Source organism: Rufibacter immobilis, assembly GCF_003721565.1.
Taxonomy (GTDB): Bacteria; Bacteroidota; Bacteroidia; order Cytophagales; family Hymenobacteraceae; genus Nibribacter; species Nibribacter immobilis.
Genome location: NZ_RJJE01000007.1, coordinates 117,339 through 138,296, shown reverse-complemented (window position 1 = coordinate 138,296; position 20,958 = coordinate 117,339). Strand labels below are relative to the sequence as shown.

The following is a 20,958-nucleotide window of genomic DNA, read 5'->3' as shown; positions in this document are numbered from 1 at the left end:
TTCTCTGTGTGCTGCGTTCTGGAATAGCGGACCACAGATGTCAAAGATACGGCGAAAATAGCGGAACCTGTATACCCGGGCAACGGCTTTTGTGGCCCTTAACCGCCTGGGCAGACTGGCCCGGTTTTTGTAAATTGCCGCTCTGTTACCGGAACTATTCCGGTGCGCCCGGGCTTCTGCCAACGGATGCCGAGCCTCGGGTTCCTGAGCATTAATGCGAATAACCAATATGAAGAAGTTTATTTTTTTGCTGGCCCTGGCCTTCACCACTTTCACGAGCCAGGCTCAGACGGCCCAGGCCAATCCAGAGGCCCGCGCCCAGGCCATGACCACCACCATGACCCAGCACCTGAAGCTAAACCCGGCGCAGGCGGCCAAGGTGAAGGAAATTAACTTGGCTAGCGTACAGCAACTGGAGAAAGCCAAGAAGGACCACAAAAACGACCCGCGCCAGCTCAAAGCCACCATGGACCTGATCAGCGCCACCCGTCTGGAGTCCCTCAAAGGGGTACTCTCCGTGACCCAGTTCCAGCAGTACCAGCAGCAGCGCGAGCGGAAATTAGGCATTCCGTCCCAGGCGGGTACCGGCGGCGTGCCGCAGGAATACAACAACTAAGCCTAAGGCCGGTTACTCTCCATCTTCACCCGCCCGCGTTTAGGGGCCGTTTTTAGAAAAACTGCCCCTAAACGCGGGCGATCTTTTTTTAGATTCTCTCGCAATGCTTTGTGGAATATGGCGGGCAACTGCATCATTTGCTATATTCATACTGTACCGCTTCCTAACTGTTCTTCTATGAAATACTTGGGCTTGCTTATCTTTCTGATGGGGGTGGTTTCTCTGCTGGTGGCTTCGTTTGGGGCCAATCATTTCCTGCTGCTGTGGGTAGACAACTGGGGCCGACCCTTAGGCTGGATACTACGGGCATCCATCACTATTGCCGGTTACGTGCTCTACTACCTCCACCGCCATGATGATTAGCTTCTTTGAAGCTCTTTGAGCTTTTATGTAAAGCTGGTTAACGAACTGCGGTAATCTCCTTTCCTTGGGGAAAAAGTATGCTCTTCTGAGTTTGAAGTACAGAAGCATTGGAGCGGGAATTATAATCGCATCGGGAAAGTCAATCTGAACTTTGAATGGCAGCCAGAGCCCCTAAACGTATAGGTTTACGTTTAGGGGCCATTTTTCTAAAATCGAGGCTAAAACAAAAGGCACCGCCCAGAGAGAGCGGTGCCTTTTGCGTGAGAAGGAATGGTGCGGGGTTACATTTCCAGCAAGCCCAGCAAGATGAACACCAGACCTACAATGGCGGCCAGCGCTCCCACCAGTCCTAAGCCTGGGATCACGCTCAGCAGCACACCGGCCACCAGCAGGATCAAACCAATTTTCACGTACTGGTTCAGGGCGTTCGTTTTTTTAACGGCTTTGGCCTCCCGCATGATTTTCTTGGTAGCCATTTTCACGTCTTTCTTGCTTTTGGCAGACGCCAGTTCATTGGCCAGACCCTTCACGTGCGGGTTGGCTTCCAAGGCAGACGCTACCGCTGCCGAGGTAAGCGGGGCTGTACGGGCTACCTCTCTTGAAGCGGTTGGTTTGGCGGCGTTGGCTTCCATCACGGGTGCTTTCTCCGCCTTAGCGGTGGCCAGCGGGGCAACAGTTGTTTCAGGCTCTCCCGGGGCTACCACCGCCACGGCCTCTGCCTGCGTGGCGGCCGGGGCTATAGCAGTTGTTTCCGTAGACTTGGGAGCCGCTTTATGGTAGGTGGTGGCAGGCACACTGAAGTCAAAATACTGATTAGAGGAGCTGCAACCAATCATGAGCTGGCTAGCCACACCACAAGCAACAAGAGACAGTAAAGATTTGAGTTTCATAGTAAATTGGATTAATAGAGGTTGGTTGAAAGCATTGTTTAAGGTTGTCCCGTTTCCCGGTTAGTCCAAGAGCTTTTTAGGAGCTAACTTCGCAGTACGTAGGGGAAACGCCGCAAGTTCATGAATCATTTTACAAGGATAAACCTTTAAAAGTTTTTGGCTTGTAAATCAAGGAAATAAAATTCAGATTACCCGGCTGCTTCCCTTTTTGGCCCTGTTTAACCTAGAAACCAACCCTGCCCGTTGCGCAAAATCATTCACATAGACATGGATGCCTTCTTCGCCTCCGTGGAGCAGCGCGACAACCCTGCGCTGCGCGGAAAGCCGGTGGCCGTGGGCGGCACCAAGGCCCGGGGCGTGGTGGCGGCGGCCAGCTATGAGGCGCGGCAGTACGGCGTATTCTCAGCCATGCCCTCACAGGTGGCCCTGCGCAAATGCCCGCACCTCATCATGGTGCCCACGCGCTTTGAGGTGTACCAGCAGGTGTCCAGGCAGATACGGGAGATTTTCCTGCGCTACACAGATTTGGTGGAACCGCTTTCCCTAGACGAGGCCTATCTGGACGTGACCGAAAATAAGATGGGGCTCAAATCGGCGATGTTCATCGCGCAGCGCATTAAACATGAAATTTTGCAGGAAACCGGGCTCACGGCCTCGGCGGGGGTGTCCTTCAATAAGTTTCTGGCCAAAGTGGCTTCCGGCAAGAATAAGCCGAATGGGTTGACGGTGGTATTGCCAGACGAGGCCGAAGCCTTTGTGGAAGCTCTGCCCATTGAAAAATTCTATGGCATTGGCGATGTGACGGCGGCCAAGATGAAGCAACTGGGCATCCACAACGGGGCCGACCTCAAGGCGCGTTCTGAAATGGACCTGCGCCGGCACTTCGGCAAGTCTGGGTCTTATTTCTACCAGATTGCGCGGGCCCTGGACGAACGCCCCGTGGAACCCAACCGCATCAGGAAGAGCATTGGCTCTGAGCGCACCTTCGGCGAGGACCTGGAAACCGAAGACGAGATGCTGCCCCAGTTACAGCGGCTCGCCGAGGAGGTGGCCTATGACCTGCACCGGCTGGAAGCCAGCGGCAAAACCATCACGCTCAAACTCAAGTACCACGATTTCACCCTCAACACCCGCAGCAAAACGTTCTACTCCAGCGTACGCGCCGAGGAAGTGCTCCTGGACATTGCCACCGATTTGCTGCGTACGCCCTTTCTTCCCACCAAACCCGTCCGGCTGCTGGGCATCACCGTCTCCAACCTCAGCTACGGCAAGCACCAGAGCGGGCAACTGTCGTTTCCGTTTTAAGGAGGTTTGTCTTCAGATCTAGACGATAGACGTCAGAAATGCACCAAATACTATTTTAGATAGGGATAATTCTTCTTTCAGTTGTCTATTATCCAACCTCTAACGTCTATCATGGAATCTTCTATTGACTACTTTGAGATCAACCGCCACGCCTGGAACCTGCGCACCGGCGTGCACAAAGACTCGGCCTTTTATGATGTGGAAGGGTTCAGGCAAGGTAAGAACAGCCTGAATCCGCTGGAGTTGGAAGCCTTGGGAGACGTGAGCGGCAAAACGCTGCTCCATCTCCAATGCCACTTCGGGCAGGATACCCTCTCCTGGGCCCGCTTGGGCGCTAAAGCTACCGGAGTGGATTTGTCTGACGAGGCCATCGCCCTGGCGCGGCAACTGAACCAGGAGCTTGGCTTAAACGCAGAATTTGTGCACTGCAATGTGTATGACTTGCCCCAGCACCTCAAGGGCCAGTTTGACTACGTGTTCTCCTCCTACGGTGTCATCGGCTGGTTGCCGGATCTGGAGAAGTGGGCGCGGGTGGTGGCGCATTTCCTGAAGCCGGGCGGCACGTTCTTCCTCGCTGAGTTCCACCCCATGGTCTGGGTGTTTGACAATGATTTCACGCGCGTGCAGTATTCTTACTTCAACAACGGCGGCCCCATTGTAGAGGAATCAACGGGAACGTACACAGACCGCGAGGCCCCCATTTCCTATACCGAATACTCCTGGAATCATTCCCTGAGCGAAGTCTTAGGCGCTCTGCTGCGGCAGAAACTGCAACTGGTGGAACTTCAGGAACTGCCGTACTCTTACTACAACTGTTTCGCCAACATGGTCTCTGGGCCCGACGGTTACTGGCGGATCAAAGGGTTAGAGGAGAAACTTCCCCTCCTGTACAGCCTCAAACTTCTGAAACCGCAGGATTAATCACCTAACCCGCTGATTCTCAGAAAATCTCATGTAGCTCCCGCTTTAAAAGTTGCAGGGCCTGGCTGGTGGGGTCTACTTCATTGTGCAGTACGGTTTCCAGTACTTTTTTGGCCAGATCGGTTCCCCGCGCTTTCTCGGGCAGGTGCTGGTAATTCTGGTTGATCATGGACACCACGTCTTCCTTCGCCCGCTTTACCTGCTGCCAGGCCACTTCGCTCATATACAGCTGCTGCGAAAGGTTGTGGGTGTACTCGGCTCTGATCTCCTGCAACAGGTGCGCCTGGTATTCGGTGGCCGTCAGCCCGGCGGGGCTCACCCTGATCAGCAGATTGCTGGGCGTGATGCGCTCCAGAAACAGAATAATGCGCTCGTAGGCCTGTAACCTGATGGGCAGGATAATCTCGCTGTTCTTCAGCCTTACCTCCAGCAGCTTTTTACGGTAATCGCGCTCCAGGTAACGCTGGGTGAGCAGGTACATAGCGGCCCCCACCAATAAAGCGGGTATGGCGCTGAGCAGCACTAAAAGAACAATAGAGGAAGTGTCGGTGGTCATGGCGGTGCTATTTGGCTGTATTTGGAGAATCCCCTTCGGGCATTTCTGTACGTTTTACAGGCAGGTCTTGCCGGGTAAATATCGGTAAAAAAATGATGCGGCCCCGGCTGAATCATTTTCTGGCGTATTTGGTTACCCTTAGTATAGCGCCTTTGTTTAGAAACAGTCTAGTTTTTAGTAAATTGCAGCGCAAACCTTACTACGATGGAAAGCACAACTGTAAAAAAAGCCCCAATTTCACTTACTGAGCGTGCCCTGCACGAGGTTAAAGTGATCATGCAAGATAAAAACGTACCCGAAGAATACGGTTTACGCATTGGTGTACAAGGCGGCGGCTGCTCCGGCATGTCTTACCTCTTAGGGTTTGACAAAGCCAAAGACGCCGATGAAATCTATGAACTGGACGGCGTTCAGCTCATCATGGACAAGAAGCACGCGATGTACGTGCTGGGCATGGAAGTAGATTTTCAGGATGGCCTGAATGCCCGTGGTTTTGTCTTCAACAATCCGCAGGCCAAGAGCACCTGTGGTTGCGGAAGCTCCTTCTCAGCGTAATTTTTCGTTTTAATGTTTTAAAAGGGCCTGCTTCTTGAGCAGGCCCTTTTTGTTTTATTCATGTTGCAAATGGCTGCTGTTGTATTGGGCTGATGCCTTGGCTGTGTGGCTTCTCTATGGCTTTATGAGCATTATTATTTCATCTTTTCAGGTAAGCGCTCACGGCCGCGGGGCCTCGTCTTCCCCTCTCGCAAGCCCTTGCGGCCAGGCAATGCAGCTTCCTCTTAGCTCTTGTTTTCTTTGGCCACAAGCGAGGCGCTCTAGGGAAAGACTGGAAAGGGTGCGGGTAGTGGAGGCTGTTGCAGCTTGAGGCAAGAAATCACCTCCATTTAGCTGCCGTAAACCACTTAAAGGAGGCTTCTGGCGCGAGTCTCCTGACTCGTGCCTTTGGATGAAGGGGAGTCTCCAGACTACCCTCGCTGCTTTGCAGCAAAAACGGGACAGCAGATAAAATCAGTGGCAAAGAAAGGTCTTCCGCAATGCCAGATGCGTTTAGGGGCTCTTTTCTGAAAAAGAGCCCCTAAACGCATCTTTGCTTTCTTAATACGTTTTGGTCATGCTTTCTGGGACGGCCAGCACAATGTCGGCGCGGTTCAGGTGTTCTTTCTGTAGTTTCTCCAGGTGCGGCTGTAGCACGGTGGAAATGGTTTTCACCTTCAGTTCGGGCCGAAGGCGGCGCAGGAACCAGATGATGCCTTCGTGGTGGTCTGAGTGGTAAGCGCCGTTGAGGTGCAACAAATACTGGCCTTTCTGGAGGTTTTTGCTGATGAACTGCGCCATGGTGGCGTCTTTGAGCGCCTGGGCCTCCACAATCTGCGCCGAAGCCATGGAAGAGCCGTGGGTCTCGCCCCCGAACATCTGGAGCATATTCTTATAAGCCGGCAGTTCCAAGTCAACGGTGAGGGGCAGCAGCGCGAGCCACTGCTTTTCCTGGGCGGGCACGGCATCCAGGCCTTTCAGGCTCTCGCGGGCCACCACCCGGGCTAGGCGGCGCGGCGCGTTGGTGGCAATCACTTTGATTTTCTTTTCCCTGGCAAAGAGCAGCAGCGGTTTATAGTCGGTGAGGTAGTTGGGCCAGGCCCGGCTGCTTTGCTGGAACGTAGGCTCCTCCAGTTGCCCCAGCAGAAACGAATCCAGGGCGGTTTGGGTATCGGTTTCCCACATTTCGGCGCCCAGGAGCAGTTGTTGGCCGTGCCGCTGGTATAGGTCTTTGGCCAGCTCCAACTGGAGCCAGTGGGCAATGGGGTCATTGTGCTGCTCACCAAAGAACACCACATCGGCGGAAGCCAGCTCCTGGAGCATTTTCTGGTACGTGACCGCTTTGCCGCCGCCCGTGAACAGCCGGTACGCCGGTTTGTCAGATTGGAAGGAACTTAACACCATCACCAACAGCAGGAAGGGGAATATCTTTTTCATGTACAGGAATCTTCATCGGGCCAGCGGCCCCATGGGAAATTTTGCCTTTGCGTTTAGGGGCTCTTTTTTAAAAAACGGCCCCTAAACGCAAAAGCGGGGGGAAGAGGACGCCGGTTCAGCCTTTGTAGAACATCCATTTAGAGAGTTCGCGGTAGGTGATCTTTTTGCCGTACATGAGAATGCCCACGCGGTAAATGCGCGCTGCCACCCAGATGGTGCCCACAAAACCGGCCATGAGCAAGACCATGGAAAGGGCCAGCTCCCAGCCCGGCACCCCGAACGGCAGGCGCAGCATCATGACCACCGGCGAGGTGAGCGGAATCATAGACATCCAGAAGGCCACCGGGCCGTTGGGGTCTTTCATGATGATGGTCTGGGCCACAATAAAGGACAGAATGAGCGGAATGGTGATGGGCATCATGAATTGCTGGCTATCTGTCTCGCTGTCTACGGCGGCGCCCACGGCCCCGAACAGCGCCCCGTACAGCAGATATCCGCCTAAGAAGTAAAACAGGAAGCCCCCCACCAGCAACGGCAGGTTCAGGTTTTGTACCGCGCTTAGGGCTTCATGGATTTCCTGCGCCTGGGCCGCGTCTTTTTCGGTCTGCATGGTCTGCACGGTCTGCCCTATCTTGGCCTCTGAGAAACGGTCTAGCTTGAAGGCAGACGACACGCCCGCGTACACCGCCGAGGTGAGCACGATCCAGAGCAGAAACTGCGTGAGCCCCACAGCGGCAATGCCCATGATTTTACCCGCCATGAGCTGGAACGGCTTCACGGAGGAAACCATCACCTCCAGAATACGGCTGGTTTTCTCCTCAATAACGCCGCGCATGATCTGCGCCCCGTAAATGAAAATGAACAGATAAATAAGGAAAGCCCCCATGAAACCAGCCAGCGACGTGATGCCTACGTTGCTGCTTTTCTCGCCCTCGGTGCTCAGATTCACTGTGTTAATGTCTACGCTGGTTTTGATCTGGTCCAGCACTTTCTGGTCAATGCCCGATTTGGCAAACTTGATGGCCTCCAGCTCCTGCTTCACCTGTTTTTCCAACGCGGAGATTACCGTCATGCTGGCACTCTTCTGCGAAAACAACTGGATGCCGCGCGGCTTGTCTATGTCCAACTGAGGGATGTAGAGCAAACCGGCATCTTCTGAGGCCAGGTAGTTGGTTTTGGCCGCCTCCACGGGACCGGGCACGGGCACATACCGGAAGTCTTCATTAGACACGAATTTGTCTGCGAACAGCCCGCTTTCATCCAGCACCTGAATGGTTTTGGTGTCGTCAGACATCATCATCAGCCCCACGGGCACAATCATGACCAGGGCCATAAGCAGCGGCCCCAGAATGGTCATGACAATAAAACTTTTCTTGCGCACCCGCACCAGGTACTCGCGCTGAAACACTAGCCAGATTTTATCCATTATTGACGGGAGGTTTGCTGAACGGTTTGAACAAAAATATCATGAATGCTGGGCACCGTCTCCTGGAGCAGATGCACCTCTACCCGCTCAATGAGGTAACGGAGCAGGTCATTGGGGCCGGTATTGTTCTCCAGCTGCACCTGGGCCGTGAACTTATTGCCCTGCTGGGTTTGCTGCAGCACCTTAAAGTCTGGGGAAGTGATGAGCAGTTTCCCGCGCCCCTCCACCAGATAGGTCTGCGTCCTGAACCGCGCCCGCACCTCCCGCACAATGCCAGACAGCACAATCTGCGACTGGTTGATGAGCACGATCTCATCGCAGAGCTGCTCCACCGATTCCATGCGGTGGGTGGAGAAAATGATGGTACAGCCCTGGTCTCTGAGCTGGAGGATTTCGTCTTTGATGAGGTTGGCGTTTACGGGGTCAAACCCGGAGAAAGGTTCGTCCAGAATAAGCAGCTTGGGCTCATGCAGCACTGAGGCGATGAACTGCACCTTCTGCTGCATGCCTTTAGACAAGTCCTCTACGTTTTTGGTGAGCCAGGTGGTGAGGTCCAGGCGCTGGGCCCAGGCCTTTATTTTCTGCACGGCTTCTGCTTTAGACAAGCCCCGCAAGCGCGCCAGATACACCAGCTGCTCCCCCACTTTCATCTTTTTGTACAGCCCCCGTTCCTCTGGCAGATAGCCTATTTCCTTCACGTGGTGCGGCTGCAACGGCTGGCCCTCAAAGAAGACACGACCTTCGTCTGGACCCGTAATTTGGGTGATGATTCTGATGAGCGACGTTTTCCCGGCTCCGTTTGGCCCCAGCAGTCCGAAGATGCTGCCCTTGGGCACCTCAAAGGAGACTTGGTTCAGGGCCTGGTGCGCCTCATAGCGTTTGCTCACGCCTTGTATCTGGAGAATGGGTTGCAAGGGTCTGGCGGTTGATTTGTGTTGTTAAAACTACGCCAAAGACTTGCGCCAAGCAAACAGGTGCTCTTGCGTTTAGGGGCTGTTTTTGGGAAAAGAGGCTCTAAACGTTTCAACTATTTTCTGTTTGAACTGCTTTTATCGTTTCTGCCCGTTGTTCACTCCGCCACTAGCTTGGCACTAGTATTCTCATCCTTGGCAATAGTATTCTCATCAGCAACAAAAAAACTGCTTCTCACCCCGCAGAGTCCCCCTTTGAAGGGGGTAGGGGGATGTTTACACAAGTAGGTCTATTTTCTGCTGAGCTGTCTGCAAGGGCAACTACCTTTCACTCCCGTTCCTGCCGAACCTCGGGCTATATTACCTTCCTTGCGAACCTCCTGCTGCTTTCGCCGTTGTTGGTGTTCTCACCGACAACCAAGACTGCCGCCCCGGTGAGCTATCCGTCTTTGCTTTCCATTGCCGTTCCTGCTAAGCTCTTGGCGCGTGATGCGCTCTGCCCGCGTCTGTCACTTTTCTCCTTGATGAGAAAAGTAACCAAAAGAATCAAGAAGCTCCGAACTCGCTGACGCTCAAACAGGCGGAGCTTCAGTTCAGTACCACCGGGCAACCGCTGTCTGTTCCATAGGGAGCGCGGGCCGTTGCAGGCTTAAACCGTCTAAGCGTGCTCCCGCTAAGCGCCTCGGGGCCTGCCGCCCCTGCGTTGCCCGCTCCCGCAGGCAAGCCTACGGCCAGAGGGATCGCTGTTATTCCCATTAGCTTGCGGGCGTGGCTGGAGTGCGGGGCCAAATGAATCAAAGGCATTGCGTATTGATCCTTGACTGCGGGATTCCCCTCCTGGGAGGGGTAGGGGTTTAAGTGCGTTTAGCGGCTCTTTTTCTGGAATCTGCCTTAAACTGGAAGCGCCCGCTCTTCCAGACGGAAAAGCGGGCGCTCTATAGGTTCTTGCTCAACTCAGAACTCTGGGCTCAAGACTCAGAACTCACTATTGAAAGTACTCCTTCATTTTTTCGAAGAAGCCTTTCTCGTTTTTACCTGGGTTAGGCACGAAGTTCTGGGACTCGCGGAGGCGCTCCAGAATCTGGCGCTCATCTGCGTTTACGTTCTTGGGCGTCCAGACGTTGATATGGATGAGTTGGTCTCCCCTACCGTACCCGTTGATGTCTGGAATGCCTTTGCCGCGCAGGCGGAGGATTTTGCCAGACTGCGTACCCGGATCTATCTTGATTTTCACCTTGCCCTCAATGGTAGGCACTTCCACGCTGGCACCCAAAGTGGCGTCTACAAAGCTCACGTACTGCTCGTACATCACGTTGTTGCCGTCGCGGCGTAGGGTTGGGTGGTGCTCCTCCTCAATCTGAATGAGCAGATCGCCGGGGATACCACCACGTTCTGGCACGTTGCCTTTGCCGCTCATGGAAAGCTGCATGCCGTCTGCCACACCGGCCGGTACGTTGATGGAAATCACCTCTTCGCGGAGCTGACGGCCTTCGCCGTGGCAGGCATCGCATTTCTGGGTCACCATCTTGCCTTCCCCATGACAGGTGGGGCAAGTACTGGAAGAAACCATCTGGCCCAGCATGGTATTCACCACGCGTTTCACCTGGCCCTGGCCCTGGCAGGTACCGCAGGTTTGCAGAGAAGCGCCGTTTTTGGAACCGTTCCCGTCACAGACCTGGCAGGCCTCATAGCGTTTCACTTTGATTTTCTTCTCAACGCCTTTGGCTACTTCCTCCAGGTTGAGTTTGAGTTTGATGCGCAGGTTGCTGCCTTTGCGTACTCTCCGGCCGCCGCGTTGTCCGCCGCCCCCGAAGAAGCTCTCAAAACCACCGCCTCCGCCGCCGAAGATGTCACCGAACTGGGAGAAAATGTCTTCCATGTTCATGCCACCGCCGCCGCCGAAGCCGCCGTTCATACCCTGGTGCCCGAACTGGTCGTAGCGCTGGCGTTTCTGCTCATCGCTCAGGACCTCGTAGGCCTCTGCGGCTTCCTTGAATTTGTCCTCGGCGGTAGGGTCGTCGGGGTTCTTGTCGGGGTGGTACTTGATGGCGATTTTGCGGTACGCCTTCTTGATCTCATCCGCCGAAGCCCCTTTGGCTACGCCCAGCACTTCATAATAATCTCTCTTCGTTGCCATGGCTGTCTTATGCTCCAATCACCACTTTGGCAAAGCGCACCACTTTGTCATTGAGGTAATATCCTTTCTCTACTTGGTCAATCACTTTCCCTTTCATCTCTTCGCTGGGAGCCGGAATCTGCGTGATGGCTTCGTGCACATCGGCGTCAAAAGGCTGGCCTACGGCTTCCATGGCTTTAAGGCCTTTCTGCTGTAACAGGCTTATGAACTTGTTGAAAATCAATTCCACGCCTTCGCGCACCGCGTTCACATCCTGGGCATCTTTCATGGCCGTTTGGGCACGCTCCAGGTCATCTAGCACCGGAATCAGCGCCACCATCAGTTCCTGGTTCGCAGTTTTGAACAGCTCCAGGCGCTCTTTAGAGGTACGCCGTCTGAAGTTGTCAAACTCAGCATGCAGGCGCAGGTATTTGTCACGCATTTCATCCAGCTCAGCGGTGCTGTTTTCTGAGGCCTGCGGCGCCTCTGTTTCCAGGTTCTGCGTGTCTGCTTGCTCTGCGGCGGCCTCTGTAGCCGCATTGTTTTCAGGCTGCGTATTCTCTAATTCTTCTTGAGGATTTTGTTCAGCTGCTGTACTCATATATCTTTTATCCTTACAGATTAATCTTCTTCACTTGGGTGCCTGACAAGAGGCAACAATTTTGCCAATCGTGGTTTTATGTCATTCTGGCATTTTATAGGGCATGTGGCGCAACTTTTACGCCGCAGGATTGGCAGCCCCGGCCCTCTCTGCCCCTGCGTGGCAGTAACCTCTGTTCTCTCGTTTAGCGCCTCTTTTTGGAAAAACGGCCCCTAAACGCAAAGTGACTTGTACCTGAAGGCTTAATGCCCGCCCATTCTGGAGAACACATTGATGATGAGCACTCCGGCCAGAATCAAGGCAATCCCGATGACGGCGGGCAGATCTGGCGTCTGTTTGTACACCACTACCCCCACCAACGTGACCAGCACAATGCCCACCCCCGACCAAATGGCGTAGGCAATTCCCATGGGGATGGTTTTAAGGCAAAGGCTCAGGAAATAAAAGGCAGCCCCGTAGCCCAACACCACAATGACGCTGGGCACAGGTTTGGTGAATTGCTCCGAAGCCTTGAGGGCACTGGTGGCAATCACCTCAGACAGAATGGCAATGAATAAGTATAGAAATTTCATGCGCTCGTTGCTCTCCTGTGGCCTTGTTTCCCTATCCTCTAATCAACTTACGCGCTGTGCAACGCCTGCCAGATCATGTCTTTGAGCTGGGTGATGTTCTTGTTGGTCATGCTGGAGATGAACACGGTGGGCAGATCTTTGGGCAGTGTGGCGCGCATTTCGGCCTCCAGTTCATCGTCTATGAGATCGGTTTTGGTGATGGCCAGCAGGCGCTGTTTGTGCAACAGCTCTGGGTTATAGGTTCTGAGCTCGTTCACCAGCACCTCGTATTCCTGGGCAATATCTGGGCTTTCCACCGAGATCATGAACAGCAGGATGGAATTGCGCTCAATGTGCTTCAGGAACCGGATGCCCAGCCCCTTGCCCTCTGAGGCGCCCTCAATGATGCCGGGAATGTCTGCCATCACAAACGACTTGTAGTCACGGTAGGCCACTACGCCCAGGTTAGGCACCAGCGTGGTGAACGGGTAATTGGCGATCTTCGGCCGCGCCGCCGACACTACCGACAGCAACGTGGATTTCCCGGCATTGGGGAACCCCACCAACCCCACATCGGCGAGCAGTTTGAGCTCCAGAATGGTCCATTCCTCCAGCCCCGGCTCGCCCGGCTGGGCATGCATGGGCGTTTGGTTCGTGGGCGATTTGAAGTGGGCATTGCCCAGACCTCCCCGGCCGCCCGGCGTGATGATCTCAGTCTGCCCGTCTTGGGTGATCTCCGCTTTTATCTCGCCGGTCTCGGCATCCCGAGCAATGGTCCCGATGGGTACTTCCAGGATAATGTCTTTCCCGAAGGCGCCGCTGGAGTGGCTGGGCCCGCCGTTACCGCCGTTCTCGGCAATGACGTGTTTCTGGTACTGCAGGTGCAGCAGGGTCCAGAGCTGGGCGTTTCCTTTTAAGATGATGTGCCCGCCCCGGCCGCCGTCGCCGCCGTCTGGGCCGCCTTTGGCCGTCTTCTTGTCGCGGTGCAGGTGGGCAGAACCGGCCCCTCCGTGTCCTGAGCGGCAGCAGATTTTAACGTAGTCTATAAAGTTAGATGATGACACGGTCTGGTATTTAGAGAATGATAATCGTTTATGAACAAGTTTCTGATGCAGGGTCGCTAGCGGTTCTACATCAACTAAAAACCATCTGACAATTGCTTATCAGATGGTTTCCGGTGTTTACTACATAGAAAGGAAACTACACCGTCTGGCAAGCCCCAATGATTTCACAGCTTTTGGCGAAGATCTCGTCAATTTCCCCAATCCCGTCTACGGCGTAGAACTTGCCTTGCTTGGCGTAGTAATCTGCCACGGGCGCGGTTTTGGTGTTGTATTCCTGCACGCGCTTCTGGATAAGGGTCTCATCGGCGTCGTCTGGTCTACCGGAGGTCTGGCCGCGGAGCAACAGGCGTTTCACCAGCTCTTCCTCGGCTACCTGCAGCGCAATCATGCAGCTAATGCCCTGGTCATATTTTTCCAGCAGTTGGTCCAGCGCCTCGGCCTGTGGCACGGTGCGCGGGAAACCGTCAAAGATGAAACCGGCCACCTCGCGGTTATCGGCTATCTTGGATTCAATCATGCCAATGACTACTTCGTCTGGCACCAGAAGACCTTCATCCATCAGTTTCTTGGCCTTCAGCCCCAGCTCAGTTCCCTGAGCAATCTCTGAACGCAGCAAATCACCGGTAGAAAGGTGGATAAGCCCGTATTTTTCGATTAGTTTCTGGCTCTGCGTGCCTTTACCTGCCCCTGGAGGACCAAAGAGTACGATGTTAAGCATGAATAATGACGTTGTGAGAATACAAAAGTACAAATAAAATCTTGAAAATGACAGCTTTTGCGCCTGCTGCGCGGCCCGCCGCGTTGTGTTTAGCGCCTGTTTTTGGAAAAAGAGCCGCTAAACGCCCCCGCAACGCTACATGACTTTGTATATGTCGCGCAGGTTTCGGCCCAGGCCGTTGTAATCCAGCCCGTAGCCCACCACAAAATCATTGGCGATGGACATGGCCGGATACTTGATCTGCAGGTCGTGCTGCAGGCATTCTGGCTTAACGAGCAGGGTAGCCACCTCCACGGAGGCCGGTTCCTGCTGGTGCAGCTGCGGCAACAGCCCCGCAACGGTATGGCCGGTGTCTACAATATCTTCCAGCACCACCACATGGCGCCCTTTGATGCTCTCTTTCAGGCCGATGATCTCTTTCACCTTACCGGTGCTGTGCATGTCTGTGTAAGAAGAGAGCCGGACAAACGAAATCTCGCACGGGATGCTCATCTCTTTCATCAGGTCTGAGGCAAACATAAACGAACCGTTCAGCACCGACAGGAAGAGCGGGGTTTTGCCCCGGTAATCATGGCTCAATCGGGCCGCCACAATCTCCACGCTATGAAGGATTTTGCGCTCGGGCAGGTAGATACTGAACTGTTTGTCGTGAATGGTTACCGGTGGGTGATGCATTGGCGTAAAATCTAGAAGCATCAAATTTGGGGAATACGGGGGGAAAATAAAAGCAAAACAGCCTTTTCTGCGAGCGAAGGGTTCTAACTTACCGGCATTGTCTCAGAAACATTGTGGTTACGCGCAACTTTCACCAGCCTTTACTGACGCAAGCGACAGCCTGTCCCCTAACGCGCTGTGGAACGCATAGGCTTTTCCGTTTAGGAGCCATTTTTCCAAAAACAGCCCCAAATCAGGTGGAGGCAACCAAAGTTTTTCTTCTGAAAATTATCCTGCGGAAAGGGAAGCCCAGGCAAGCCGGATGAACTGAAGCTAATGCCTGCGCCAGATATTCCGGTTATTTTTAGAGCAGGCTGCGTTTAGGGGCTGTTTTTGGAAAAACAGCCCCTAAACGCAGCCTGCTACATAAGTGATTTATTTCTGCGTAGCCAGATAGTGCACGGTGGTTTCCGGGGCAACTTTCTCCACCTTCTCAGCAGCTCCCTCCAGATCCAAGCGGTTTTCTGGGGCGGGCTGCGGATTCTCGCGCACGGCAATGTGCGGGGCAATCACCAAAGACACAATGGACATGAGTTTGATAAGGATGTTCATAGACGGCCCCGAGGTGTCTTTAAACGGATCTCCCACGGTGTCGCCGGTCACGGAAGCCTTGTGCGGCTCTGAGCCTTTGTACTCCATCACGCCATTGATGAGCACGCCTTTCTCAAAAGATTTTTTGGCATTGTCCCAGGCCCCGCCCGCGTTGGACTGGAAAATCGCCATCAGGACGCCGGCCACGGTCACCCCGGCCAACACACCGCCCAGAATCTCGGCGCTGGAAACCTCTTCAAACACACCGCGCAGACCAAAACCCACTAAGATGGGCACAATCAGGGCAATGGCCCCGGGGAGCATCATTTCCCTGATAGCGGCTTTGGTGGAAATGGCCACGCATTTGTCATACTCCGGTTTGCCGGTTCCCTCCATGATGCCCGGAATCTCGCGGAACTGCCGACGCACTTCCTGCACCATGGCCATGGCCGCCCTGCCCACGGCACTAATGGCCAAGGCCGAGAAAACAAACGGAATCATGCCACCGATAAACAAGCCCGCCAATACCGGGGCTTTGTACAAGTCAATGGTTGTGATGCCGGCAATGCCCACAAAAGCAGCAAAGAGCGCCAGGGAAGTCAAGGCCGCGGAGGCAATGGCGAAGCCTTTGCCGGTGGCGGCGGTGGTGTTACCTACGGCATCCAGGATATCGGTGCGTTCGCGTACTTCCTTGGGCAGTTCGCTCATTTCGGCTATACCGCCCGCGTTATCGGCTATCGGCCCGAAGGCGTCAATGGCCAACTGCATGGCCGTAGTAGCCATCATACCGGCGGCGGCAATGGCCACTCCGTATAAACCAGCCACTGCATAGGAGAACACAATGCCCGCCGCCAATACAATAATCGGCAGGGCCGTACTCATCATGCCCACGCTCAGGCCGGCAATTATATTGGTAGCCGCCCCCGTAGAAGATTGCTGCACAATTGAATTTACCGGCTTTTTGCCCATAGCCGTGTAATATTCTGTAATGATGGAGATGAGCGTTCCTACCACCAGGCCAATGATCACGGCCCAGAAGATACCCATAGACGTGAATGCATAGCCGCGCAGGGTTAAGGTCTCTGGCATGAGCCAGTCAATGACAAAGTAAGAGGCCACCGCGGTGAGGGCCACCGATGACCAGTTGCCCATGTTCAGGGCTGCCTGCACGTTTCCGCCCTCTTTCACGCGCACGAAGAGTGTCCCAATCATGGAGAAGAGGATGCCCAAACCGGCAATAAGCATAGGCAAAATGATGGGCGACAATCCTCCGAAATTATCTGTCACGGTAATTTCCCGGCCCAGCACCATGGTAGCGAGAATGGTAGCCACATAAGACCCAAACAAGTCGGCGCCCATGCCGGCCACGTCGCCCACGTTATCTCCTACGTTATCGGCGATGGTGGCGGGGTTTCTGGGGTCATCTTCCGGAATACCGGCTTCCACCTTCCCTACTAAGTCGGCTCCCACGTCGGCCGCTTTGGTATAGATACCGCCGCCTACCCGCGCGAAAAGGGCAATACTCTCGGCCCCCAGGGAGAAGCCGGTCAGTACCTCCAGGGCTACTTCCATTTGCTCACTGCTGGCAGAAGCCCCGGCCCGCTGTACAAACCAATAATAAAAGGCAATGAAGAGAGAACCTAACCCTAACACGGCCAACCCCGCTACGCCCATGCCCATCACGGCACCGCCGGTGAACGACACATTGAGGGCCTTAGACAAGCTGGTACGGGCGGCCTGCGCCGTGCGTACGTTGGCTTTGGTGGCAATGCGCATGCCAATGAAACCGGCCAATGCTGAGAATACGGCGCCAATTAAGAAGGCAACCACAATAATAGGCGACGATTTTTCGCCTACATACCCTAAATAGAACAGAAAGATGGAGGCAATAATGGCAAAATAGGCAAGGACCTTGTATTCTGCCTTCAGAAAGGCCATTGCCCCCTCCGCAATGTAACGGGCAATGGTACTCATTTTGAGATCACCGGGGTCTTGCCGGGTCACCCACGCAGATTTAATGGCTGTGTACAACAGAGCCACCAAACCAAAAGCAGGAATGGCGTAAAGAATTGTCTGCATAGAGTAAAATTTTGTTTGTTTTTAGATGAGTGAGCGAAGGACTGTACTGCAAGCTAACGTTTCTCACCTAAAAAACAAATATCTATTATACTCTATACAAGCAAAGTTATAGTTTCTGCATCAACACCTTATACAAGTTTACCATGCCGTAAATGTCATTCTTATGCACCAACTCATCTGGCGAATGCACTTGCTCCTCAGGGGCTCCTATAAAGCACCAGTCCCAGGGAATATTGCCGTAGTGAAGTTCTTTTCCGTCTGAGCCACCGGCGCTTTCCACCTCCACCTGGTAAGGAATGTTTGCCTCTTCTGCCAGGGCAATAATTTTCTGGACGTAGCTGCGGCGTGGAATGAGAGAATCCCGTAAAGAGATAGCCACCCCTTGCCCGGCGTGTACGCCCTCCGTCACCCACGTGATATCTGAAATTAAGGCTTGGGTTACTCCATAGGTTTCATATATATACTTAGCCAAATAAGCCACAGAACCTCCCCCCGTTTCTTCCCAGCAACCAAAGGCTATGATACCATCTTCTAACGTTTGCGCTACCTGTAAAGCGTTCCATACTCCTAAACGGTTATCAAGGTAGCAACTTTGCACCGTCTCCTCCGTCTCCCTGAAGTCGCATTTGAACACCAGTTCTGTACCGCGCTCAATGTCGCGGTCGTAGTTGTAGTATAATTCCCGCTCTTCCTCGTCTACTTCCAGCGTACATTCTATAGGTCCTTGCTTGTCTTGCCCTACCAAGGTATAACCGGTTTGGGCCACCGGTCCGCCAATCTTGATGAGTTGCTTACCATACCGCACCATAAACCCAATAGAATCCATATGAGCGAAAATGACCGTGCGGGGTTTCCCGAATATCAGCAGTAGACAGTCCTGAAAGCCTTGCCCATGGATGATCTGCGGCTGCACGGCCCAGGAAGCCTGGTGTTCCTGCACATAGTTCAGGAGGAACTCCTTCATTTTAACTTCATTGCCAGAAGGCGCATGCACTTGACAGAGTTGGCGCAATAATTCCATAGATCAGCGTTTTTTCAAAGATAGCAGATTCTTGCATAGCAGTTCCTGTCCGTATTTAGGCTAATTTTGAGAAAACATCCAGAAACAGCCTCAGTATAAATAACATATTGAAACCTACCGCGAACAGTGCATGTTGTGTGAGCGGCCAGATTTCAAACAAAAATTCAGATCTGTGCCCAACGGCGTTTAGGAGCCGTTTTTTCGAAATTGAATGAAAAAGACCCTCTTCCTATTCCTGCTGCTCTTCAGCGTTTTTCAGAGCAAAGCCCAAGTAGCGGACTCTAGCCAACAGATTGACCAGAAACTCCTGGACTCTCTCCAAGCCACTATTATCTTAGATTCTATTGATGTCTTGCCCCAGGCATTGGATATCAAAGGCTGGCTTCTGCTCAATGAAAGTATCATGAATGAGCTGGGGGGTGCCGTGGATAATATGTATAATTTCAAATTCGCCACGGCAGAGAAACAGTTTAAATCATTGCGCAGGAGGTACCCCGAGCACCCTATGCCCTATTTCCTGCTGGGCCTAAGCCAGTGGTGGAAAATGGTACCCTCCAACATCACAGACCCTAGTTATGATAATTTCTTCCTGGCGTACATGGATACCACCATTACCCTGGCCGAAGAACTTTATGACGACGATAATAAAAATTTGGAAGCCGCCTTTTTCCTTTCTGCCGCCAATGGCTTTGGGGCCCGCCTGCACGCCGAGCGCAAGAACTGGCGCAAAGCAGCCATCATGAGCAACAGGGCACTGGATTACCTGCAGAAAAGCAAGAAAGCGAATGGGTTAAGTGACGAGTTCCTCTTTGGCGAAGCCTTATTTAATTACTACGCCGTCTGGATTCATGAAAACTATCCCCTCCTACGCCCCATCCTCTACTTTTTCCCGAAAGGAAACAAAAATTTAGGGCTCAAACAGCTGCAGCAAGTCGCCTTCAACGGGTTCTACACCGGTACTGAAGCCAAGTTTTTCTTAATGAAGATCTACGCCAATGACGCTAAAAATGGCGCTGCCGCCATGTCCTTAGCACAGTACCTGGCCAGTACCTATCCAGACAACCCTTATTTTCAGCGGTTCTATGCCCGCATGGCTTTCACTGAGGGCAATTTTAGTATTGCCGAACTCCTCTCTACCCAGATCCTGGATAAAATCGATCGAAAAGTGTTTGGCTATGAAGCCATCAGCGGACGTTACGCCAGCTTTTTCCTGGGCTACATTAACCAGTACCGCAACAGAGATTATGCAAAAGCAAAGGGTTATTACCAGCAATGCATTAGTTTTGCAGAACAAAGCGGGGAGCAGGAATCTGGCTATTACATTTCTTCCTTCGTGAACTTGGCCAGGATAAGTGACAAGGAAAAGAACATCAGACAAGCCAAGCAGTACTATGAAACGGTTCTTAAACTAACTGAAGCCAAATCTGCGAACGGGAAAGAAGCGAAAGCTTATCTGAAGAAGAACAGAAAGGTAAAGTAACTCCAGAACTTTATTCTAGTTGAATAACTGGACAAAGTTCTCAGCATTTGACTTAACAGAATATCTTGCTTCCACTGTTTCACGCGCCGCAATCCCTAAAGTTCTAGAATTAGCTTTTCCGGTTAAAAGCTGTCGCAAATACGTTTCCCATTCTTCTGGGGTGGCACAGATATACCCATTTACTCCGTGTTCAATAATTTCAGTATTGACACCCACCGGAGACACTAAGGTAGGCACCTCCAAAGACATATACTGCAACGCCTTGAAGCCGCATTTGCCCTTAGCCCACTTATCATCTGTGAGCGGCATGACTCCTATGTCAAAATATCTTAAATCAGCGATCTCTGTTTCCTTCGACCATTTCCTAAAGGTAAATGACCTCAGGGGCAATAGCGGATTTTGATTTGAAATTACGCAAAACTCAAAGTCAAACTCTTGTTCCAGCCTCTGCAAAACAGGCACAAGGGGCAAAAGATAAGGCATGGTAGAATGGGTACCAGTCCAGCCAATAACAACCCTCTCCTTTTGCTGTTGTGGATATAAGTGCGGGTTGTGCAAATTTACAGTATCTATGGTGGTGGGATTATGTACTACTTGCGCATTAAATTGTGCGGCATAATTGCACAAATACCTGTTTCCACAGCTTACTTTCCATGCCCATTTACAAATGTTATCAACCTTTTGATGCCATTTTAATCCTGCAGCTATCTTATTTTGTTCTGAAGTATTAGCCAACCAAATAGCGTCGTCAAAATCATAAATAAGCTTCTTTTTCCAAACTTTTGCAGTAAGCCATTCAAAAATGGGAGGTCCCAACGGTGCGGCTTCACGGTGCATAAACACGAAGTGATATTGAGGAGCAACTATTAGCACCTGCCATAAACGCCTTAAGAACCCTTTTAAGATCCCTAATGCTTTTGGCACCACTTTACCAGGAAGATAAAGAATACGCCAAGTGGCCTCATCCAGAAAAGGAGCTAACTTATACTCTATCTCGTGTTGGTCTAAAGCAGAAAAGTATTGCTCAAATCTAAATCGCTGTGAGGGAGCTTCTCCTGGAGGATAAGGAATCCAGAAAAGTACTTTTTTTTTCTTCTTGTCCATAATCAAAGACTCATCTGGAA

The 20,958-nt window shown here is 52.7% G+C and carries 20 protein-coding genes; 6 read left to right on the top strand and 14 right to left on the bottom strand.

Annotated elements, in window-relative coordinates:
• Positions 1-229: 229 nt before the first annotated feature.
• Both EFA69_RS07225 and EFA69_RS07220 read left to right on the top strand, forming a co-directional pair.
• Positions 230-616, top strand: coding sequence for a hypothetical protein (locus EFA69_RS07225; protein WP_123132433.1), 387 nt, complete (start codon positions 230-232; stop codon positions 614-616).
• A gap of 177 nt (positions 617-793) precedes the next feature.
• Entirely contained in the window at positions 794-979 is a 186-nt protein-coding gene (locus EFA69_RS07220; RefSeq protein WP_123132432.1) for a hypothetical protein, read from the top strand.
• A gap of 281 nt (positions 980-1,260) precedes the next feature.
• On the opposite strand, the gene EFA69_RS07215 is transcribed toward EFA69_RS07220, so the two are convergent.
• On the bottom strand, positions 1,261-1,869 hold the full coding sequence (locus EFA69_RS07215) for a hypothetical protein (protein ID WP_148041291.1): 609 nt from the start codon (positions 1,867-1,869) through the stop codon (positions 1,261-1,263).
• 243 nt (positions 1,870-2,112) lie between these two features.
• Between EFA69_RS07215 and dinB the strand changes: the two genes are divergently transcribed.
• Both dinB and EFA69_RS07205 read left to right on the top strand, forming a co-directional pair.
• Complete coding sequence (gene dinB / locus EFA69_RS07210) at positions 2,113-3,174, top strand: DNA polymerase IV (protein ID WP_123132430.1); 1,062 nt, start codon at positions 2,113-2,115, stop codon at positions 3,172-3,174.
• Between the two features lie 111 nt (positions 3,175-3,285).
• The gene (locus EFA69_RS07205) at positions 3,286-4,095 is read left to right on the top strand and encodes a class I SAM-dependent methyltransferase (RefSeq protein ID WP_123132429.1); all 810 of its coding nucleotides are present in this window, start codon (positions 3,286-3,288) and stop codon (positions 4,093-4,095) included.
• A gap of 19 nt (positions 4,096-4,114) precedes the next feature.
• Here EFA69_RS07205 and EFA69_RS07200 read toward each other — a convergent pair whose 3' ends face one another.
• On the bottom strand, positions 4,115-4,651 hold the full coding sequence (locus tag EFA69_RS07200; protein ID WP_123132428.1) for a DUF7935 family protein: 537 nt from the start codon (positions 4,649-4,651) through the stop codon (positions 4,115-4,117).
• Positions 4,652-4,855: 204 nt separating this feature from the next.
• On the opposite strand from EFA69_RS07200, the gene EFA69_RS07195 reads away from it, so the two are divergent.
• A complete protein-coding gene (locus EFA69_RS07195; protein WP_123132427.1) occupies positions 4,856-5,206 on the top strand; it encodes a HesB/IscA family protein in 351 nt (116 codons plus the stop codon).
• 540 nt (positions 5,207-5,746) lie between these two features.
• On the opposite strand, the gene EFA69_RS07190 is transcribed toward EFA69_RS07195, so the two are convergent.
• From EFA69_RS07190 to EFA69_RS07140, 11 genes are all read right to left on the bottom strand, one after another.
• Positions 5,747-6,622: a ChaN family lipoprotein gene (locus tag EFA69_RS07190; protein WP_123132426.1), complete on the bottom strand. Its 876-nt coding sequence runs from the start codon at positions 6,620-6,622 to the stop codon at positions 5,747-5,749.
• Between the two features lie 115 nt (positions 6,623-6,737).
• Positions 6,738-8,048 carry an ABC transporter permease gene (locus tag EFA69_RS07185; protein WP_123132425.1) on the bottom strand — a complete coding sequence of 437 codons (1,311 nt, stop codon included), beginning with the start codon at positions 8,046-8,048 and terminating at the stop codon, positions 6,738-6,740.
• On the bottom strand, positions 8,048-8,962 hold the full coding sequence (locus tag EFA69_RS07180; RefSeq protein WP_123132424.1) for an ABC transporter ATP-binding protein: 915 nt from the start codon (positions 8,960-8,962) through the stop codon (positions 8,048-8,050). Before EFA69_RS07180 ends, EFA69_RS07185 begins: the two co-directional genes overlap by 1 nt.
• A 982-nt stretch (positions 8,963-9,944) precedes the next feature.
• Positions 9,945-11,096 carry a molecular chaperone DnaJ gene (gene dnaJ, locus EFA69_RS07175; protein WP_123132423.1) on the bottom strand — a complete coding sequence of 384 codons (1,152 nt, stop codon included), beginning with the start codon at positions 11,094-11,096 and terminating at the stop codon, positions 9,945-9,947.
• Positions 11,097-11,103: 7 nt separating this feature from the next.
• Positions 11,104-11,676, bottom strand: coding sequence for a nucleotide exchange factor GrpE (locus tag EFA69_RS07170; protein ID WP_123132422.1), 573 nt, complete (start codon positions 11,674-11,676; stop codon positions 11,104-11,106).
• 242 nt (positions 11,677-11,918) lie between these two features.
• Positions 11,919-12,248, bottom strand: a complete 330-nt coding sequence (locus tag EFA69_RS07165; protein WP_123132421.1) for a DMT family transporter — start codon at positions 12,246-12,248, stop codon at positions 11,919-11,921.
• 47 nt (positions 12,249-12,295) lie between these two features.
• Positions 12,296-13,291 (bottom strand): GTPase ObgE, encoded by a 996-nt coding sequence (gene obgE, locus EFA69_RS07160; protein WP_123132420.1) that lies wholly within the window; start codon positions 13,289-13,291, stop codon positions 12,296-12,298.
• Positions 13,292-13,427: 136 nt separating this feature from the next.
• On the bottom strand, positions 13,428-14,009 hold the full coding sequence (locus EFA69_RS07155) for an adenylate kinase (protein WP_123132419.1): 582 nt from the start codon (positions 14,007-14,009) through the stop codon (positions 13,428-13,430).
• 135 nt (positions 14,010-14,144) lie between these two features.
• Positions 14,145-14,684: a hypoxanthine phosphoribosyltransferase gene (gene hpt, locus EFA69_RS07150; RefSeq protein WP_123132418.1), complete on the bottom strand. Its 540-nt coding sequence runs from the start codon at positions 14,682-14,684 to the stop codon at positions 14,145-14,147.
• 414 nt (positions 14,685-15,098) lie between these two features.
• Positions 15,099-17,333, bottom strand: a complete 2,235-nt coding sequence (locus EFA69_RS07145) for a sodium-translocating pyrophosphatase (protein ID WP_123132417.1) — start codon at positions 17,331-17,333, stop codon at positions 15,099-15,101.
• Between the two features lie 106 nt (positions 17,334-17,439).
• Entirely contained in the window at positions 17,440-18,354 is a 915-nt protein-coding gene (locus EFA69_RS07140; RefSeq protein ID WP_123132416.1) for an aminopeptidase, read from the bottom strand.
• Between the two features lie 211 nt (positions 18,355-18,565).
• Between EFA69_RS07140 and EFA69_RS07135 the strand changes: the two genes are divergently transcribed.
• Positions 18,566-19,834 (top strand): tetratricopeptide repeat protein, encoded by a 1,269-nt coding sequence (locus tag EFA69_RS07135; protein WP_123132415.1) that lies wholly within the window; start codon positions 18,566-18,568, stop codon positions 19,832-19,834.
• Between the two features lie 15 nt (positions 19,835-19,849).
• On the opposite strand, the gene EFA69_RS07130 is transcribed toward EFA69_RS07135, so the two are convergent.
• Positions 19,850-20,938: a glycosyltransferase gene (locus tag EFA69_RS07130; protein ID WP_123132414.1), complete on the bottom strand. Its 1,089-nt coding sequence runs from the start codon at positions 20,936-20,938 to the stop codon at positions 19,850-19,852.
• Between the last annotated feature and the right edge of the window lie 20 nt (positions 20,939-20,958).

Coding starts and splice junctions, on each gene's coding strand:
- EFA69_RS07225 (WP_123132433.1), top strand. CDS start 230: ATGAAGAAGTTTATTTTTTTGCTGGCCCTGGCCTTCACCACTTTCACG.
- EFA69_RS07220 (WP_123132432.1), top strand. CDS start 794: ATGAAATACTTGGGCTTGCTTATCTTTCTGATGGGGGTGGTTTCTCTG.
- EFA69_RS07215 (WP_148041291.1), bottom strand. CDS start 1,869: ATGAAACTCAAATCTTTACTGTCTCTTGTTGCTTGTGGTGTGGCTAGC.
- EFA69_RS07205 (WP_123132429.1), top strand. CDS start 3,286: ATGGAATCTTCTATTGACTACTTTGAGATCAACCGCCACGCCTGGAAC.
- EFA69_RS07200 (WP_123132428.1), bottom strand. CDS start 4,651: ATGACCACCGACACTTCCTCTATTGTTCTTTTAGTGCTGCTCAGCGCC.
- EFA69_RS07195 (WP_123132427.1), top strand. CDS start 4,856: ATGGAAAGCACAACTGTAAAAAAAGCCCCAATTTCACTTACTGAGCGT.
- EFA69_RS07190 (WP_123132426.1), bottom strand. CDS start 6,622: ATGAAAAAGATATTCCCCTTCCTGCTGTTGGTGATGGTGTTAAGTTCC.
- EFA69_RS07185 (WP_123132425.1), bottom strand. CDS start 8,048: ATGGATAAAATCTGGCTAGTGTTTCAGCGCGAGTACCTGGTGCGGGTG.
- dnaJ (WP_123132423.1), bottom strand. CDS start 11,096: ATGGCAACGAAGAGAGATTATTATGAAGTGCTGGGCGTAGCCAAAGGG.
- EFA69_RS07170 (WP_123132422.1), bottom strand. CDS start 11,676: ATGAGTACAGCAGCTGAACAAAATCCTCAAGAAGAATTAGAGAATACG.
- EFA69_RS07165 (WP_123132421.1), bottom strand. CDS start 12,248: ATGAAATTTCTATACTTATTCATTGCCATTCTGTCTGAGGTGATTGCC.
- EFA69_RS07155 (WP_123132419.1), bottom strand. CDS start 14,009: ATGCTTAACATCGTACTCTTTGGTCCTCCAGGGGCAGGTAAAGGCACG.
- hpt (WP_123132418.1), bottom strand. CDS start 14,684: ATGCATCACCCACCGGTAACCATTCACGACAAACAGTTCAGTATCTAC.
- EFA69_RS07145 (WP_123132417.1), bottom strand. CDS start 17,333: ATGCAGACAATTCTTTACGCCATTCCTGCTTTTGGTTTGGTGGCTCTG.
- EFA69_RS07140 (WP_123132416.1), bottom strand. CDS start 18,354: ATGGAATTATTGCGCCAACTCTGTCAAGTGCATGCGCCTTCTGGCAAT.
- EFA69_RS07135 (WP_123132415.1), top strand. CDS start 18,566: ATGAAAAAGACCCTCTTCCTATTCCTGCTGCTCTTCAGCGTTTTTCAG.
- EFA69_RS07130 (WP_123132414.1), bottom strand. CDS start 20,938: ATGGACAAGAAGAAAAAAAAAGTACTTTTCTGGATTCCTTATCCTCCA.